General features: G+C 66.0%; 15 protein-coding genes. 11 read left to right on the forward strand and 4 right to left on the reverse strand.

Features of this window, described 5'->3' with window-relative positions:
• Together CH306_RS11460 and CH306_RS11465 are read left to right on the forward strand one after the other, a co-directional pair.
• A complete protein-coding gene (locus CH306_RS11460) occupies positions 1 to 1,674 on the forward strand; it encodes an ABC transporter ATP-binding protein (RefSeq protein WP_094646662.1) in 1,674 nt (557 codons plus the stop codon).
• A 40-nt stretch (positions 1,675 to 1,714) separates the two neighbouring features.
• Entirely contained in the window at positions 1,715 to 2,461 is a 747-nt protein-coding gene (locus CH306_RS11465; protein ID WP_094646663.1) for an oxidoreductase, read from the forward strand.
• A gap of 441 nt (positions 2,462 to 2,902) precedes the next feature.
• On the opposite strand, the gene CH306_RS11470 is transcribed toward CH306_RS11465, so the two are convergent.
• Positions 2,903 to 3,748: an HAD family hydrolase gene (locus CH306_RS11470; RefSeq protein ID WP_230596757.1), complete on the reverse strand. Its 846-nt coding sequence runs from the start codon at positions 3,746 to 3,748 to the stop codon at positions 2,903 to 2,905.
• 334 nt (positions 3,749 to 4,082) lie between these two features.
• Here CH306_RS11470 and ssd point away from each other — a divergent pair, with 334 nt between their 5' ends.
• The 7 genes from ssd (at position 4,083) to CH306_RS11505 (ending at position 8,688) form a co-directional block, all read left to right on the forward strand.
• On the forward strand, positions 4,083 to 5,198 hold the full coding sequence (gene ssd / locus CH306_RS11475) for a septum site-determining protein Ssd (RefSeq protein WP_094646664.1): 1,116 nt from the start codon (positions 4,083 to 4,085) through the stop codon (positions 5,196 to 5,198).
• A complete protein-coding gene (locus tag CH306_RS11480; protein ID WP_094646665.1) occupies positions 5,195 to 6,379 on the forward strand; it encodes a TadA family conjugal transfer-associated ATPase in 1,185 nt (394 codons plus the stop codon). Before ssd ends, CH306_RS11480 begins: the two co-directional genes overlap by 4 nt.
• Positions 6,376 to 7,155, forward strand: coding sequence for a type II secretion system F family protein (locus tag CH306_RS11485; protein WP_094646666.1), 780 nt, complete (start codon positions 6,376 to 6,378; stop codon positions 7,153 to 7,155). Before CH306_RS11480 ends, CH306_RS11485 begins: the two co-directional genes overlap by 4 nt.
• Positions 7,152 to 7,724, forward strand: a complete 573-nt coding sequence (locus CH306_RS11490) for a type II secretion system F family protein (RefSeq protein ID WP_094646667.1) — start codon at positions 7,152 to 7,154, stop codon at positions 7,722 to 7,724. The genes CH306_RS11485 and CH306_RS11490 overlap by 4 nt, the downstream gene beginning before the upstream one ends.
• A 63-nt stretch (positions 7,725 to 7,787) precedes the next feature.
• Positions 7,788 to 7,991 (forward strand): DUF4244 domain-containing protein, encoded by a 204-nt coding sequence (locus tag CH306_RS11495; RefSeq protein ID WP_032395244.1) that lies wholly within the window; start codon positions 7,788 to 7,790, stop codon positions 7,989 to 7,991.
• A gap of 2 nt (positions 7,992 to 7,993) precedes the next feature.
• The gene (locus CH306_RS11500; RefSeq protein ID WP_230596755.1) at positions 7,994 to 8,326 is read left to right on the forward strand and encodes a TadE family type IV pilus minor pilin; all 333 of its coding nucleotides are present in this window, start codon (positions 7,994 to 7,996) and stop codon (positions 8,324 to 8,326) included.
• Positions 8,323 to 8,688, forward strand: coding sequence for an Rv3654c family TadE-like protein (locus tag CH306_RS11505; protein ID WP_094646668.1), 366 nt, complete (start codon positions 8,323 to 8,325; stop codon positions 8,686 to 8,688). The genes CH306_RS11500 and CH306_RS11505 overlap by 4 nt, the downstream gene beginning before the upstream one ends.
• Before the next feature lie 239 nt (positions 8,689 to 8,927).
• Here CH306_RS11505 and CH306_RS11510 read toward each other — a convergent pair whose 3' ends face one another.
• The 3 genes from CH306_RS11510 to CH306_RS11520 form a co-directional block, all read right to left on the reverse strand.
• A complete protein-coding gene (locus CH306_RS11510; protein ID WP_094646669.1) occupies positions 8,928 to 10,190 on the reverse strand; it encodes an alpha-hydroxy acid oxidase in 1,263 nt (420 codons plus the stop codon).
• An 82-nt stretch (positions 10,191 to 10,272) separates the two neighbouring features.
• Positions 10,273 to 10,809 (reverse strand): FAS1-like dehydratase domain-containing protein, encoded by a 537-nt coding sequence (locus CH306_RS11515; RefSeq protein WP_094646670.1) that lies wholly within the window; start codon positions 10,807 to 10,809, stop codon positions 10,273 to 10,275.
• 267 nt (positions 10,810 to 11,076) lie between these two features.
• Positions 11,077 to 13,446, reverse strand: a complete 2,370-nt coding sequence (locus CH306_RS11520) for a DEAD/DEAH box helicase (protein ID WP_045198454.1) — start codon at positions 13,444 to 13,446, stop codon at positions 11,077 to 11,079.
• A 403-nt stretch (positions 13,447 to 13,849) separates the two neighbouring features.
• Between CH306_RS11520 and CH306_RS11525 the strand changes: the two genes are divergently transcribed.
• Together CH306_RS11525 and CH306_RS11530 are read left to right on the forward strand one after the other, a co-directional pair.
• The gene (locus CH306_RS11525; protein ID WP_005248460.1) at positions 13,850 to 14,053 is read left to right on the forward strand and encodes a cold-shock protein; all 204 of its coding nucleotides are present in this window, start codon (positions 13,850 to 13,852) and stop codon (positions 14,051 to 14,053) included.
• A 147-nt stretch (positions 14,054 to 14,200) separates the two neighbouring features.
• Entirely contained in the window at positions 14,201 to 14,788 is a 588-nt protein-coding gene (locus CH306_RS11530; protein WP_032395242.1) for a hypothetical protein, read from the forward strand.
• Positions 14,789 to 14,845 lie beyond the last annotated feature (57 nt).

Genomic DNA, 14,845 nt, shown 5'->3' on the forward strand with positions numbered 1-14,845 from the left:
ATGAGTACTGCGAAGGACACCGTTCTGAGTGTCACCGATCTGACGGTCGAGTTCGAGGTCGACAAGGTCTGGCGCAAGGCGGTCGACACCGTCTCGTTCACCGTCGCCTCCGGCGAGGTGCTGGCCATCGTCGGTGAATCCGGATCCGGCAAGTCGACGACGGCCATGGCCGTCCCGGGCCTGCTGGCCGATAATTCGCGGGTGTCGGGCAGCATCAAGCTGGGCGAGAAAGAACTGGTCGGGCTACCCGAGAAGCAGCTCGCACCCATCCGCGGCAAGAACGTCGCGGTGATCTTCCAGGAACCGATGACGGCGCTCAATCCGGTGTACTCGATCGGCTGGCAGATCACCGAGGCCATCCGCGCGCACACCTCGCTGTCGAAGAAGGAAGCCAAGGCGCGGGCCGTCGAACTCCTGAAGCTCGTCGAGATGCCGGATCCGGAGACGCGGGTCGACTTCTACCCGCACCAGCTCTCCGGTGGTCAGCGTCAGCGCGCCATGATCGCCCAGGCGCTGTCCTCGGATCCGTCGTTGCTGATCGCGGACGAGCCGACCACGGCTCTGGACGTGACGGTGCAGGCCGAGATTCTCGACCTGATGCGAGACCTGCGTAATCGAATCGATGCGTCGATCGTGCTGATCACCCACGACATGGGCGTGGTAGCAGACATGGCCGATCGCATCGCGGTGATGAAGGACGGCGTCATCGTCGAAACCGATGCTGCGCAAACTATTTTCAAGAACGCGTCGCATCCGTACACGCAGCAGTTGCTTGCCTCGGTTCCGCACCTGGGCAGCAGCATCGAGGCCGTGACCGCCGGGAGGATCGCCGAGCCGAGTGCCGTCGAGGAGACCCGAGCACTGAGCATCGTCGACGGCGTCATCGAGTATCCGGGCCGCACCGTGTTCCGGGCCGTCGACGGGGTCAGCCTCGACATCGAGATGGGTGAGGTCGTCGGCCTCGTCGGTGAATCGGGCTCGGGTAAGTCCACGATCGGCAAGGCCGTCGTGGGACTGAACAAGCTCGCCGGCGGGTCGTTGTCGATCGCAGGGGTCGACATCACCAACCTGTCGAATCGTGAACTGCGTTCGGTGCGCAGCAAGGTCGGCATCGTGTTCCAGGATCCGGGTTCGTCGCTGAACCCACGCTGGCCGATCGGACAGTCGATTGCCGAGCCGATGCTGTTGCACACCGAGCACAGTGCTGCAGAGCGGAACCGCAAGGTCGAGGAATTGCTCGACCGGGTCCACCTGTCGCGGACCATGCGCAACCGCTACCCGCACCAGCTGTCCGGCGGTCAACGTCAGCGAGTCGGTATCGCGCGGGCACTCGCCCTGGAGCCGACGCTGCTGGTGGCCGACGAACCGACGTCTGCGCTCGACGTGTCGGTGCAGGCCAAGGTGCTCGAGCTGTTCAAGGAACTCCAGCACGAGTACGGGTTCGCATGCCTGTTCATCAGTCACGACCTCGCTGTCGTGGAGGTGCTGGCCAAGCGCATCGCGGTGTTGAACAAGGGCAAGCTGGCCGAGTTCGGTACGACGGATCAGATTCTGCGTCGTCCGACCAACGAGTACACCAAGCGGTTGCTCGCGGCCGTTCCGGTGCCGGACCCGGCCGAACAGGCCAAGCGTCGTCAGGCGCGAGCCGAGCTGTTGGCGGCAGGAGCGAAGTAGGCGACAACGCCGAGTGGGGGAGGGGGTACCGTCGTCTGTCGTGACGGACCCCCTCGCCCCACTGCTGGAACTACCTGGAGTTCTCGACTCCGCCGAACGTGCGCGCGACGCTCTGGGCGCGGTGCATCGGCACAAGGCCAATCGTCGGGGATGGCCGGCCACCGCCGCCGAGGCCGCGGTCCGTGCGGCTCGCTCGTCGTCGACGCTCGAGGGCGGTTCGATGGATTTCCCCCGCGAGGGCGAAGAAGGCGACCCCATTCTGGCGGGTGCGCTGCGAGTCGCGGCCGCCCTCGACGGTGATGCGCTGCAGAACACGGTCTCGACGTGGAAGCGCGCACCGCTTCAGACCCTCGCACGACTGCACCTGTTGGCCGCAGCCGACCTCGTCGACGACGCCTCCGAGCTCGGCCGTCCCCGCAGCGATGCAGGTGTCGGCGAGCGACTCGACCTCCTCGCACAGCTGGTGACCGGTGGAACGTCGGCACCGGCCCCGGTGATCGCGGCGGTGGTGCACGGTGAACTGTTGACGCTCAAAGCTTTCGGATCGGCCGACGGCGTCGTTGCGCGGGCTGCATCGCGACTGGTGGCAGCGTCGTCGGGATTCGACCCCCACAACCTGGGAGTACCGGAGGTGAGCTGGATGCGTCGGGCGAATGCCTACCGAGACGGCGCGACAGGATTCGCGGAGGGTACGGCAACCGGCGTCGGAAGTTGGGTGATCCTGTGCTGCGGGGCATTCGAAGCCGGTGCGGCAGAAGCGACTTCGATTGCCGAGGCTGCTCAGTAGGAGTTGTGCACACGTAAAAGGGCCGCGAGCGGAGCCTGCAGTAGTGAGCATATAAAAGGGCCGCGAGCGGAGCCTGCAGTAGTGAGCATATAAAAGGGCGGCGATGCCGACTTGCGTCGACGTCGCCGCCCGTTAGCACGGAGCGCCTGGTTACCAAGCGTGCACAGGTGGGCTGTGATGGACTACCACGTGGCCTCGGCGAGAATTCGACGGTGATGAGGTCATCCCTGCAACCGGTGCAGGGTTCTTGCTGATCACTGACGAATGTCGCAGGCCCACAGCGCTTCTGCCATTAGGTGGCAAGCTCCGCGTGGGTGCCGGTGTCCGTGCTGGGAATTCCGGTCGGGAGAGCGAATCTTCTCTTCCGATTCGTTCTTGGCCTTCCGTTCTTCCGTACGTCATTTGTACCCCGTGACGCTCCTCACATCAAGGGGTTGGACGTCATCTTTTTCTTCGGAGCAGTCCGTAGGTGATCGCGCCGGCCGCGAGAGCGCTGAAACCTGCTGCGGCGCTTGCTGCTACGGTTTTGCCCGACGGGGTCTGGATTCGTGATCGCAGCGAGACCGGGTTGGAGAAGGTGAGAATCGGCCATCCGCGGGAGGCTGCTTCCTTGCGCAGTGCACGATCGGGGTTGACGGCCGTGGGATGCCCGACTGCGCGCAGCATCGGCACGTCGGTGATCGAATCCGAGTACGCGTAGCTCGACGCCAAGTCGTAATCATGTTGCGCGGCCAGGGAGTTCATGGCGTCGACCTTGCCCTCGCCGTAGCAGTAGAAGTCGACCTCGCCGATGTACTTGCCCTCCACGGTCACCATCGTCGTCGCCATGCTGTGATCGGCCCCCAGCAGCTCGGCGATGGGGCGCACGATCTCGTCACCGGACGCCGAGACGACCACGACGTCGTGTCCACGGAGCTTGTGGTCGGCGATGAGATCGGCGGCTTCGGCGAACACGAGGGGGTCGACGATGTTGTGCAGCGTTTCGGCGACGATTGCTCGCACCTGTTCGACGTCCCAGCCTGCGGTCATGCTCGCGATGTGCGCGCGCATGCGCTCCATCTGGTCGTGATCGGCTCCGGACAGCAGGAACAGAAATTGTGCGTAGCTGCTCTTGAGAACGGCGCGCCGGTTGATGAGTCCTTGGTCGAAGAACGGCTTGCTGAATGCCAAAGTGCTGGACTTGGCGATGATCGTCTTGTCGAGGTCGAAGAATGCCGCGACGCGCGCTGTGCGTCGGCCGGCCGGGACGTCGTCGTTGCTCGCGCTCTGGGTCACGTTTGTCACCATAGTGGCCGGTGGTGACCGTTGGATGTTGCGCGGTGCCACTGGCGGACTCGGTTCGACGCGGTCGAGAAAAGCCGACGGTTGAACTTGCAAACAAGGACGTCCACGGGTGTAGTATTTTCTACGAGCCCGGTTCATTCCGGGCGGTGTTCAGCCCGACCCCCCGGGGCTGAACCAGACGACCCTCGCCTCCTCCCCCCCTGGCGAGGGTCGTCCTCTTTTCCGGGGTAGGTCGAAAACTGGTACAGCAGTACCGGTATTCATCCACAGGCCCGAATCTATCCACATTTCCCCAAGTCGCGCGCATCTCGAGCAGATTCTCACGCACGCTTGGCGCATGGAAACGGACTCGCGGCAGCGGACCACGCACCCGGCAGTGACGATGTCGATCGAACTTCGCGGACTGCGCGAGGATGTCTACCGAATCGCCGCGGCCGCGGATTGTGTTGTGGAAGAGCAGAACTTACTGGTCGGTATCGGCTCGACACGTTCGATGTGGGACCGTTGCGGAATTATTCTGGTCGACTTCGCGTCCGCAGAGACGGCACTGTCGACGGGATTTCCGAGACGCGCGGGCGTCATTCTGGTCACGGCCGCACCGCCGACGCTCGACGATTGGCGAATCGCCACATCGCTCGGTGCCGAGCATGTGATCGCCCTGCCGTGGGACGAGGACGCACTCGTGCGGATACTCGGCGAACCCGCGTCGGCACCATCCGGAGACGGCGGCGTGATCGCTGTGGTCGGCGCTCGCGGTGGCGCGGGCGCATCCACTTTCGCGGCCGCACTCGGACTGTGCAGCAGCCGTTCGGGTCGACGTGCCCTCGTGGTCGAGGGCGACCGGTACGGCAGCGGCCTGGACCTGCTGCTCGGTTGGGAGAACGCTCCAGGTCTGCGGTGGTCCGGCTTGGTCGTCGAGGGCGGCCGAGTCTCCGCCGACGCTCTGCACGGGGCCCTGCCCTCCCGCTCCGGAATGTCGGTGCTGGCACTGGGCCGAGCCGACGGCCGAGGTATCGGACTCTCTGCCGTCGCAGTGGCGGCTGTACTCGATGCAGGACGCGCAGCGGGCGATCTCGTGGTGTGCGACGCCCCGCGTCATCCCAGCGACGTCTCCGACGCTCTGTATGCCGCGGCGGACCTCGTCACGCTGGTACTTCCGGCCGAACTGCGAGCCGTGACGTCGGCCGAGGCGGTGGCCGCGCACGTGGTGGATCGAAATGCCAATGTCGGACTGGTCGTTCGCGGGCCGGCTCCGGGTCGGCTGAGGGCCGACGACATCGCCGTCGCCCTCGGGCTTCCGCTGTTGACGTCGATGCGTGCCGAGCCTGCACTGGCCGAGCGCCTCGAACGAGGAGGTCTGGTGCTGGGCCGTCGTTCGCCGCTGGCCGCAGCAGCCGAAGCCGTGCTCGATACGTTCGCGCACAAGCCCGGTGGGCAGCGGAGGGCGGCATGAGCGCCGTCGTCACCGCGGATCTGCTCGACCGCGTCCGCGATCGTTTGGCTGCATCGGCCGACGCTCCGGTTCCCGCCACCGTCGCCGCAGCCATTCGAGCGGAAGCAGGCGGGGTCATCGGCGACACCGATATGCTTGCGGCCCTGAGGGTTCTGCAAACCGAGCTGACCGGCGCGGGGCCGTTGGAGCCGCTGCTGTCCGAACCGGGAGTGACCGACGTACTGGTCACCGCACCGGATCAGGTGTGGATCGATCGTGGGCGCGGACTCGAGCGCACCGGAGTTCGTTTCGTCGACGAGGCTGCCGTTCGCCGGCTCGCGCAACGGCTCGCCCTCTCGGCCGGCCGTCGACTCGACGACGCGCAGCCCTGGGTCGACGGTCGACTGCCCGGCGTCGGGCAGGGAGCGTTCGGCGTCCGCCTGCACGCTGTGCTGGCACCGGTGGCGAGCGGAGGAACGTGCGTGTCGCTCCGGGTGCTGCGACCCGCGACGCAGGGACTCTCCGCTCTCCGTGCATCGGGAGCCGTGACGGGGGACGGGTACGAGCTACTGCGTCGAATCGTGTTCGGTCGCTTGGCTTTCTTGGTCGTCGGCGGCACCGGGGCAGGGAAGACGACCCTTCTTGCTGCGCTGCTGGGCGAAGTGGATCCGTCCGAACGGATCGTCTGTGTCGAGGACGCGGCCGAGTTGGCACCGGCCCATCCGCACGTTGTTCGTCTCGTGGCCCGCGCACCCAACGTCGAAGGTGTCGGCGAGGTGTCGGTGCGGCAGCTGGTGCGTCAGGCCTTGCGAATGCGACCCGATCGTCTCGTGGTCGGTGAGGTGCGCGGGGCCGAGGTGATCGACCTGATGACGGCGCTCAACACAGGTCACGACGGCGGAGCCGGAACCATCCACGCGAACTCCCCGGCGGAGGTGCCCGCCCGGCTCGAAGCCCTTGCCGCACTGGGCGGAATGGGTCGAGACGCGCTGCACAGCCAACTCGCCGCGGCGGTCCAGGTGGTGTTGCACGTCCACCGCAGCGCCGACGGTACCCGACGACTACGTGAGATCGGAGTGGTCGACGTCGATCCCACCGGGCGTGTGCACATCGCTCCGGCCTGGTCGGTGGCTGCCGACGCGACGCCGGGTCGAGGTCGACTCCTCGAACTGCTCGATCGTCGCTGCGGTGACAACCGATGACGGCCGCGCTCGTGGTCCTCGCTGCAGCAGTCGTACTGTGGCCCAGCAGTTTTCGTCGGCTGCCGCGGAAGGCACGAACGGCGTCGAGCGCGCCGCGATGGCTGATGCCGACCGGCTGCGCTCTCGTCGTGGCAGGGACGGTGTGGTGGTTCGGCGGGTTCTGGGCCGTGAGCGCGGCGGCGGTGGCGGGTGGCACCGGATGGCGGCGTTATCGTCGGAGACTCGAACGCGATCGGCGGGCCGAGGAATTGAACTGGCTCGCAACCGGAGTCGAGGTGGTCATCGGCGAGCTCCGCGTCGGATCCCATCCCGCCACGGCCAGCGCGGTTGCGGCGGACGAGTGCGGCGGCATCGCGTCGACGGCATTGCGCGGCGCGGCGTCGCGGGCCCGGCTGGGCGGCAGGGCTGCCGACGGCATCGCTGCGTCCGATTCGTTGCTGGACGCGGAGCTGGCCCGATTGGCCGCAGCGTGGCGGGTGGCGGATGAGTACGGACTCGCGCTCGCCGAACTGCTCGACGCCACCCGTGAGGACATGCTGGGGCGTAGACGGTTTCGCGAACGAACGGACGCAGCGCTCGCCGGAGCCCGCGCCACCGCGCTGGTCCTGGCCGGTCTACCGATCCTCGGAGTCGCGCTCGGTCAGCTGATGGGAGCGAATCCACTGCAGCTCCTGCTCGGCGGCGGGCTCGGCGGAATGCTGCTGGTCATCGGCACGGCCCTGGGCTGCGCGGGACTGCTGTGGACCGACGCGATCACCGGCAAGGTGACGACGTGATGTGGGCGACGGTGCTCTGTCTGGCATCGGCACTGATCACGCTGCCCACGGTCGCGAGCGGATTGCACAGGCTGGCACCCGACGGTCGTGCGAATGCCGACGCCGACGATGCGCCGGCCCCCGACCCGCTCGCGGTGGCCATGACCTTCGATCTGCTCGCAGCGTGCCTACGTTCGGGCCTTCCCGTGGCGACTGCCGCTGCGGCAGCGGCACATTCCGCTCCGATCTCGTTCGGTGTCGCGTTGCGCAAGGCCGCCGATCTGCTCGAACTCGGAGCCGACGCCACCACAGCGTGGGACGCCGTCGCACAGGATCCGGAGACCGAGGCTCTGGCGAGGATGGCACGGCGATCTGCCCGAGCCGGGTCGTCCATGGCGTCGGCGATGACGGAACTCGCTGCGACCCAACGAACCCGGGCCGAAGACGCATCGGCTGCTGCCGCCGAGCGTGCCGGTGTGCTGATCAGCGGGCCGTTGGGGCTGTGCTTTCTGCCTGCCTTCATCTGCCTCGGCATCATCCCCGTGGTGATCGGACTGGCGGGCAACGTACTGGGCGGCGGTCTGCTGTGACCGCCGCGTACTCGAGTGTCCGATGCGGAGATGCTGCATCGGAGAACAGGGAGGGGAATCGAGATGATCGAGAATGCACTGCAGGAGTTGAAGACTCGAATCATGCTGTTCGGCGTGGAGGACGACGGCATGTCGACCGCGGAATACGCCATCGGCACCATCGCGGCCGCGGCGTTCGGGGCGGTGTTGTACACGGTGGTGACCGGCAACAGCATCGTGACGGCGTTGACGGGGATCATCGATCGAGCGTTGAACACTGCCGTCTGATCTTGGGCGATGATGACGGGGCCGTGACGGTGGAGGCGGCGTTCGCGATCGCGTCCATCGTCGCGGTGATCGTGGTGTGTATCGGGGCGATCGTGTCGGTGACGATGCACATCGGGTGCGTCGATGCCGCCAGAGAAGCTGCTCGGTTGGCGGCCAGAGGTGATGGTGCGCAGGCTGTCTCGGTGGGGCAACGGGTCGGGCCCGACGGTGCTCGGGTGACGGTGACCGAGGACGGTGAGTTCTTCGTCGCGCGGGTGGAGGTGGAGAGTCCGCTGCCGGGGTTGACATTGTCGGCTGAGGCGGTTGCTGCTGCGGAACCGGTTGCAGCGGAATGAGGCCCGCTTTCGGGAGGGCGCTACAAGACGACGAGGGCGGGGCGACGGTGTTGGCGGCGCTGGCGATGTCGGCGGCGATCGCCGTCGTTGTGATGGTGATTCATGTGGGCTCGGCGGTGGGTGCTCGTCATCAGGCGCAGTCGGCGGCCGATCTCGCGGCGCTGGCTGGTGCGGGGGCTCTCGATCGTGGGGTGGCCGATGCGTGCGAGACGGCGCGGGGGTTGGCGGTGCGCATGGGTACCCAGTTGCGGGAGTGCACGATCAACGAGTGGGACGTGATCGTCACGGTGGGCCAGCCGGTGTTTCTGGGTCGCTTCGGAATGTCCGACGCCATCGCCTCGGCGCGGGCGGGTCCGGGGTGACCGGACGTCCGCCGGGGACCCGTCTGGATCCGCCCTGGTTCGCAAACGCGCGCGCGTTTGTCAGGCGCGCCCGCCTTGGTTCGCAAACGCGCGCGCGTTTGTCAGGTGCGGGCGGAATCGCCCCGTTCGAGCCGGCTATTTCGCGCGCGCTCAGCGAATGCGCGCGCATTTGCGCCGAACCGGGACCTCCAACCCGGCCCCGACGGGCCCCACGGGCCTCGACGGTCCGACTTCAGCGGTCAGTGTGGAGTAACGGTGCGGGCCCCGGACTGCAGTGGGGCCAATCGAGTCAGTTGAGTGACGTGCTCCGGGGTGAGCTCGGCGATCGAATTGACCTGCAGCAGTTGCATGGTGCGCACGATGTCCTCGCGCAGGATCTCGATCATGCGGTCGACGCCCGCGCGACCTCCGGCCATCAGGCCGTACAGGTACGCCCGGCCGACGAGTGTGAACGACGCCCCCATCGCGATGGAGGCGACGATATCGGCACCGTGCATGATGCCCGTGTCGACGGCGACCTCGAAGTCGGAGCCGACTTCGCGCACGACCTGCGGCAGCAGGTGGAAGGGGACAGGAGCGCGATCGAGTTGTCGGCCTCCGTGGTTCGACAGGATGATGCCGTCGACTCCCAGTTCGGCGAGACGGGCCGAATCGGCCACCGACTGAACACCTTTGACGACCAGCTTGCCGGGCCAGATCTCCCGGATGACGTCGAGATCCTCGAACGAGATGGACGGATCCATCGCCGAATTGAGCAGCTCGCCGACCGTGCCGCCAGTGGAAGACAGTGACGCGAACTCGAGCTTGGCCGTGGTGAGGAAGTCCCACCACCACCATGGACGCGGAATGGCGTTGGCGATCGTCGACGCGGTCAACTGCGGCGGGATGGAGAACCCGTTGCGCTTGTCGCGCAGGCGAGCTCCTGCAACCGGTGTGTCGACCGTGAACAGCAGTGTGTCGAAGCCTGCCTTCGCGGCGCGTTCGACCAGCCCGAACGAGATGTCGCGGTCGCGCATGACGTAGAGCTGGAACCAGTTGCGCCCATTCGGGTTGGTGGCCTTGACGTCCTCGATCGACGTGGTGCCCAGGGTCGAGAGGCAGAACGGAATTCCAGCCGCTCCGGCTGCGGCAGACCCGGCGTACTCACCCTCGGTCTGCATCAGGCGGGTGAATCCCGTCGGCGCGATGCCGAACGGGAGCGCGGACGGCCCACCGAACACTGTCGTCGAGGTGTCGACGTGGGAGACGTCCCGCAGGATCGAGGGATGGAATTCGACGTCGCGGAAGGCCTGACGAGCTCGCGAGAGTGAAATCTCGGCGTCGGCGGCACCGTCGGTGTAGTCGAACGCCGCGCGCGGGGTGCGTCGACGGGCGATGGTGCGGAGATCGTCGATGGTGAGTGCCGCGCTCAGGCGTCGGCGGCGCAGGTTCAGATCAGGCTTCTTGAACGAGAGGACCTCGCGCAGGTCGGTAGCTTTGGGAATCTGCCGGGTGATGGGCATGTCATGGTCTCGATTCTGTGGGCGGATCTCCTCCCACCACACCACCCGAGGTCCCGGCAGCGACGCGCAGGGTGGTGCCCCGTCAGCTCCGCATCAGAGTGCGGAGCGCCGTGGCCATCGCGGGTTCGGTGTATCCACCGGTCCTGGCCACGAATGTGGTTCGACAGGTGATCACTTCGATTCCCGACCCGTCGGTGAGGGTGTTGCTGGTGACCATCACGTCGCTGCCCGAGGATTGTCGAAACGATTCCAGACACAGGTCGGAGTTGATCCGGTCGCCCACCTGCAACGGTCGTCGGAGCACGATCTGCTGATCGGTGTGCAGCACGTCGCTCACGGAGTAGCCGATCAGCAGGTGCTCGAACAGTTCGGGCAACAGCCGCGTGCCGATGACGCTGACGAAAGTGACGGGGGCGATCAACGAGTCGTAGCCGAGAATGGCTGCGGCACGTTCGAGGTGATGCGATGGATGGTCGTCCTGGACGGACCGGGCGAACTCTCGAATCTGTTCACGCCCGATCTCGTAGTCCTGCGGCGGGAGATAGTGACAACCCACCTTTTCCACGATGGCCGGAACAGCCGCTGCATACCGGCCCGTCACGCGATCGGTCACAGGCATGTCGGACCTCCACAAGTCCTCCGGCTTTGTCGAGTCATCGACATTGGAACAGACTCAGAACTGACAGGTCGTCAGAGTTGCGCATATTTTGCGAACGATCACAGTGGAGTCGGCGGTGTGCTGGAGATTCGCCAGGGCGCGCCCCGCCGCAGGTTCGCAAACGCGCGCGCTCTTGCCAGGTGCGCGCAGATCTGCCCCGATCCGGCGACAATTGTGCTCGCGTTCAGCGAATGCGCGCGCGTTTGCGGCCGAACTGGGGCGGCCGGCTCACCCCTCCCGAGTGATGGCCGACAACACCGCCGTCAACACTCGAACAGCGCCGTCTTTGTCCAGTGGATCGTTGCCGTTTCCGCATTTGGGTGATTGCACACACGAGGGACATCCGGTCTGACATTCGCACGAGACGATGGCGTCTTTCGTGGCGGTGAGCCAGTCTGCGATGGCGACGTGTCCTCGGTCGGCGAAGCCTGCTCCGCCGTCGTATCCGTCGTAGACGAACACCGTCGGCAGGCCGGTGTCGGGGTGCAGTGCCGTCGACACTCCGCCGATGTCCCAGCGATCGCAGGTCGCCACCAGTGGCAGCAATCCGATCGCGGCGTGTTCTGCGGCGTGCAGTGATCCGGGGAATCGTTCGTACGGAACTCCGCTGTGCTCGAGCAACTCCGGAGTGATGGTGTACATGACGGCTCGGGTGTCGAGAGTCTGTGCGGGCATGTCGAGTTCGATGGAATCGAGTACCTCGCCGGAGAGCAGGCGTCGCAGATATCCGACGACTTGATGTGTGACGTTCACCTGAACCAGCGCGACGCGTACCTCGCCGTAGTCGACGGATTCGTGCACCGCGGTGATCGAGATGTCGGTGATCTCGCGCGCCGAGGTGTTCCATTCGGGCTGCTCGGCGTGCACCAGCGCGAGACCGGCATCGAGATCGAGTTCGTCGACGACGAAGGACTCGCCCTGGTGGATGTGGACGGCACCGGGGTGGGCGGTGGCGGGCGCTCTTCCCCCGTCGACTGTGCCGAGCATGCGGCCCGACTCGCCGTCGACGATGGCCACCTGCACCCCGGTGCCGCCGCGAATGTTGACCGCGCCGTGCGGCGAGAGTTGCTGTCCTTCGGGGGTGATGAACCACCCGTGCGGACGCTTGCGTACGTAGCCCTTCAGCTCGAGTTCCTCGAGCACCGATTCCGCGTTCAGCTCCTCGGCCTCGACGAGGGTGATCGGTAGTTCGACTGCAGCGCAGAGCAATTGCGGAGCCAGGATGTACGGGTTGGTGGGATCGGTGACGGTGGCCTCGACAGGCTTGTCCAGCAGGGCCGCCGGGTGATGCACCAGATACGTGTCGAGGGGATCGTCACGCGCCACCAGTACCAGCAGCGAGCCTTCCCCGCGTCGTCCGGCCCGGCCGCCCTGCTGCCAGAACGACGCGACGGTGCCGGGAAAGCCGGCGACGATCACCGCGTCCAAACCGGCGATGTCCACGCCCAATTCGAGCGCATTGGTGGTGGCCACGCCGAGCAGGGTGCCGTCGGACAGGTCGGATTCGAGCTTGCGCCGGTCCTCGGCCAAATACCCTGCGCGATAGGCGGCGACGCGTCGTACCAACTGCGGATCGACGTCGGCGAGAATTCGCTGGGTACCCAGAGCGGTCACTTCGGCTCCGCGTCTGGACCGCACGAATGCCAGGGTTCGCGCGCCCTCCACCAACAGGTCGGCCATGATGCGCGACGCCTCGGCCCCGGCCGACTTGCGAACCGGCGCACCGTTCTCGCCGGTGATCTCCTCGAGCAGCGGCGGTTCCCACAATGCGACGGTGCGTGCTCCGTGCGGGGATCCGTCCTCGGTGATCTCCTCGCACGGCGCTCCGATGAGGCGACTGGCTGCTCGCCCCGGTTCGGACGTCGTCGCACTGGCCAGAACGAATACCGGCGATGCGCCGTACCGTGCGCACAGGCGTCGTAGCCGGCGTAGCACCAGAGCGACGTTGGATCCGAAAACGCCTCGGTAGTAATGGCATTCGTCCACCACCACGTAGCGCAGATTGCGAAGGAACCGCGACCATCGCTCGTGCGAGCCGAGGATGCCGAGATGCAACATGTCGGGATTGGTGAAGATCCACCGCGCATTGGCGCGTGCCCACTGGCGAATCTCGATCGGCGTGTCACCGTCGTACGCGCTGGGGAACACTTCGGCGAGTTCTTCTGAGCACGAACGTAACTCGTCGGTGATCGAGATCGTGGTGCGTAGCTGGTCGGCACCGAGGGCCTTGGTGGGGGCCAGGTACAGCGCGGTCGCCCGGGCATCGGCGGACAGCGTCGTCAGAATCGGGAGTTGATATGCCAGCGATTTGCCCGACGCCGTGCTGGTCGAGAGCACCACGTGACTGCCTTCGGCCGCGAGTGTCGCCGCACGTGCCTGATGTGTCCACGGTTGTGCGATCCCACGAGAGGTGATCACCTGCACCACTTCCGGGCCGACCCACGACGGCCAGGAGGCGAACTGCGAGGCCCGTGCCGGCAGCTCCGCGACGTGGGTCAGCGGGCTCTTGTTCGCGGGCGAGCCCGCCAGCACCCGATCCAGCAACCGCTGCCCGTAAGTCTCTACATCCGCACCGCCCAGCGGATGCTTGTCGCTCACTGCCGGTCTCCATGCATTCGTTCGATCTACTGGCCACCCGTTCGAGCTCGATGCGACCTGGGGTCCTCATGCTATCGCGGACGCGAAACGGGCCGCTCGAGCCCTGGTGAGAGTGGTATTTCGCCCGTCCTGCGGTGTGTGCTCCCCCGACGCGGGCAATTTGTTCGAAAAGGGTCGGTTTTCGACTGTTGCGAACGCGGAGTTCATGGTTCACTTGACGCGGTCGCAGCTTCTGTGTTCGTTCTACGCTTCGCAGGATCTTATGTTGCGGGCGCGGTACTGGGAGAGCTCGTCCATCAGGGGGAATCCTGAGGGGGATTCGTACAAGTGCAGCGGTCGGAACCGGCCCGATGGATCGAAAGTGCGCTCCATCGAATCCGGTGTTAGAAAGAGAAGGAAAAGCATGGCACAGGGAACTGTGAAGTGGTTCAACGCCGAAAAGGGCTTTGGATTCATCGCACCAGAAGACGGCTCCGCTGACGTTTTCGTTCACTACTCCGAGATCCAGGGCAGCGGCTTCCGCACCCTCGAGGAGAACCAGCGCGTCGAGTTCGAGGTCGGACAGGGCACCAAGGGTCCTCAGGCCACGGGCGTTCGCGCAGTCTGATTCTCTTCTCTTCGGAGTCGAGATACTCATCCCCCTTTCCCATCGGCCTACTACAGGCGATGGGAAAGGGGGATGTTTCGTTCGGGCGAACCACCGGGGAGCGTCGAAAGCCGTGAGCGCGGACGCCGATGTCCTAATGTCCATGCTGTGAACCAGCTGTCCTTCTTCTCTGCCGAGTCGTTACCGCCCGCGGTGACCGATCTCAGCGGGCTGCTGGCTGCCACCGGGCATGTCGTCACCTCCTCGGGTTCGGCCCGTATCTCCGTCGTGGTCGACGCGCAGTGGCGCGCGGATGCCATCGCCGAACTCATCGAGCAATGCGGTCTGACGCCGGAGCTCGGTCGGTCGGAAGAGGACAGACCACTGGTGCGTACCGCGTCGGTGCCCGAACTGTCTGCACTGGCGTCTCTGTGGACCAAGGGCGCTGTCAAGGCCGTCCCGCCCGGTTGGGTACCGGGTTCCCGTGAACTGCGCGCCTGGGTGCTCGCATCGGGTCGTCCCGAGGCCGAGGGGGAGCGCTACGTGCTCGGCCTCGATCCCCATGCGCCGGAGACGCACGCCGTCCTGGCTCAGTCACTGATGCGCGCGGGTATCGCGCCGACGCTCATCGGCACGCGCGGATCCAATCCTGGCCTCCGAATCACCGGTCGACGTCGGCTGTTGCGACTGACCGAGAACGTCGGCGAGGCTCCACAGAACGTGGACGCACGTACCAATTGGCCCCACGCCGAGTAGAACGATCTGTGACTGATCTGCGAGTATTTGGCCGACGTATGTCAGTCTGTTAGTAGT

The sequence above is a fragment of the Rhodococcus sp. 15-725-2-2b genome, assembly GCF_002259075.1.
Lineage (GTDB): Bacteria > Actinomycetota > Actinomycetes > Mycobacteriales > Mycobacteriaceae > Rhodococcoides.